2 protein-coding genes are annotated in these 2,203 nt (G+C 70.0%); both read left to right on the top strand.

Annotated elements, in window-relative coordinates; all coding sequences use genetic code 11:
- Positions 1-593: 593 nt before the first annotated feature.
- The gene (locus ACIRD3_RS40485) at positions 594-1,304 is read left to right on the top strand and encodes a hypothetical protein (protein ID WP_402227137.1); all 711 of its coding nucleotides are present in this window, start codon (positions 594-596) and stop codon (positions 1,302-1,304) included.
- Positions 1,301-2,101 carry a hypothetical protein gene (locus ACIRD3_RS40480; protein WP_402227136.1) on the top strand — a complete coding sequence of 267 codons (801 nt, stop codon included), beginning with the start codon at positions 1,301-1,303 and terminating at the stop codon, positions 2,099-2,101. The genes ACIRD3_RS40485 and ACIRD3_RS40480 overlap by 4 nt, the downstream gene beginning before the upstream one ends.
- Positions 2,102-2,203 lie beyond the last annotated feature (102 nt).

The raw sequence follows: 2,203 nt of genomic DNA, 5'->3' as shown, positions 1-2,203 counted from the left end.
ACCCTCGACGCCGGTACCGAGATCTGACAGCCGCCGGGGGCGGGGAACTCGCAAGAGCCCCGCCCCCGGCACACCCGCCCGAAGGGCAGGGGCCCTTGCCGGCCCTGGCGGGCCGGCAAGGGCAAGGACGCCCGCTTCGCGGGCGGCTGCGCTGGTGGCCCGGCGGCGTTCACCGTGCCGGTCTCCGCCGGCCCTGGGGGCCGTCAGAGCCCGTCCCGGGCCGCCGGGCCGCGGTCGTCCCCTGCGGGGACGGCCGTCTTGTTGCGCCCACTGCGTGGGCGGGGCGTGGCCGGTTCGTTCCTCACCGGCCACGCTGGCGCCGGCCATGGGGCCGACACCCAGCTCGGGACCAGCGGTCGACGACAGCTTCCGGCCTGGAGAACCGCCGAAAAATCAGGCAATATTCGACATGGCGAATGGCTTCACGTCGAGGACAGAAGTGGGCGGCCGGTGGAAAAACGCTGGCAGACCACCGACCGCCCTGTGCGTTTCCCGACCGAAGGCCCTTTCAGCCCTTCCAGGAAACGACGCAGCCCATCCTAGGCGCCCCGAGCTATCCGGTGCGCCCGGCCCAGAGCAACCAGGAGCATGGTGTGACGACGCTGGACGGCCGTGAGGTCTACACACGGCGTGACCTCATGGACAGGTACGGGATGTCCCTGTCCCCGCTGGAGAAATGGCACCGAAACCGTAGCCTGACAGGCCACCCCGAGGCCGTCGGCACGGTCGGCCGCGAACTGGTCTGGGACCGCGAGGAGTGGGACCGCTGGTACCAGGAGCGGGGCGACACGCGAGACCTGGAATCCCGTGCCGACCTGGCTGCCAGGCACGGTCTGGCCCGGGGGACCCTCGACCGGATGTGGTCCCTGCGTGAGGAGAACGGCCACCCCGAACCGGTCAAGACCGTACAGCAGACGACCTACTGGGACGCCGACGAATGGGACGCCTGGTACGCCGACTACCGTCGGCGCGCCCAGCGCACGGAACTCGACGTCGACCGCTCCGGTGACCCGGAAGACCTCGTCACGCTGTCTCAGGCCGCCCGCATCCTGGGCGTGGAGCCGACCAGCATCACGCACTACCCCAAGAATCCCCCGCGGAACTGGCCACAGCCCGCGGTGGAGGAGGAACTTCCCAGCGGCCGTATGCGCCGGCGTTACCGCCGCGCCGACATCTGGCACTACGCCGACACCCGGACCATCGCCGGCCCCCGCCGACGTTTCCCACCCCGGGGCACCGATCCGGTTCCCGGACGAGAACCATCTTCAGACCATCGCACGCCAGCAGAGGAGCCTGGACAGTGACCCGATCCCAGGACGATTTCGGACCAGTCCAGCTCGCCCGCTGGCTGGGGCTCAAGGAGTCCCAGTTGCGTCGTGCTCAGAACCTGGGGCTGGTCCCGCCACCCGACGTCGACGGCCGCCGCTGGTCTCAGAGCGTGGCCAGGACGCTGCCGGACCAGGTCGAGCAGATCCTCGCCCAGCTCGGAGAGGAGGCCGCGCCCGCACCAGCTCCCGAGACGAAGCCCGTACCGCCCGCCAGGACCCGACGGGGCAAGGAAGGCTTCGGACCGGTCCAGCTGGCCCGTCACCTCGGCCTCAAGGACTGGCAGGTCACCCGCGCTCAGCAGCGAGGCCTGATCCCGGCCCCCGACCTGGAAGGCGGCCGCTGGTCCGAAGCCGCAGTCGGACCCCTCACCGACCTCGTTCCGCGGATCACCGCCGAACTCGGCGACCACCCCGGACTCGGGTCCCAGAAGGCAGCCGAGTACCTCAGCGAGCAAACCGGTCTGACCGTCGAGCGCACCGACATCCAGGACCTGGCCGAACAGGGTGTCCTGCACCCCGTGGGCGAGTTCAAGGGCTGGCCGATGTACAGCATCGAGGACCTCGATGCCCTGCAGCACGAAGGCGTCACCGCCGTCATCACCGCCCGTCTGAGCTGGATCGAGCAGAGCCTCACCAACGTCGAGGCCGCCGACCTTCTCGGATGGTCTACCGGCAGATTCGACGTCACCGCCGAACGCCACGGCCTCACGCCCGGCCGCTGGAACCGCTATACCCGGGCCGATATCGAACGCCTGGGGCGCACAGCCCACTGAGCATCAACCACGAAGGCCCCGCAGCTCTGTCGCTGCGGGGTCTTTCGCGTGTCCGGTGGTCGGTTGGCAGGTGGGTCTGTCGGTTCTGTCGTGTGCGGACGA

The organism is Kitasatospora sp. NPDC093550 (genome assembly GCF_044764985.1).
Lineage (GTDB): Bacteria > Actinomycetota > Actinomycetes > Streptomycetales > Streptomycetaceae > Kitasatospora.
The sequence above is the reverse complement of the archived record's forward strand: the minus strand, read 5'-3'. Positions and strand labels throughout refer to the sequence as shown.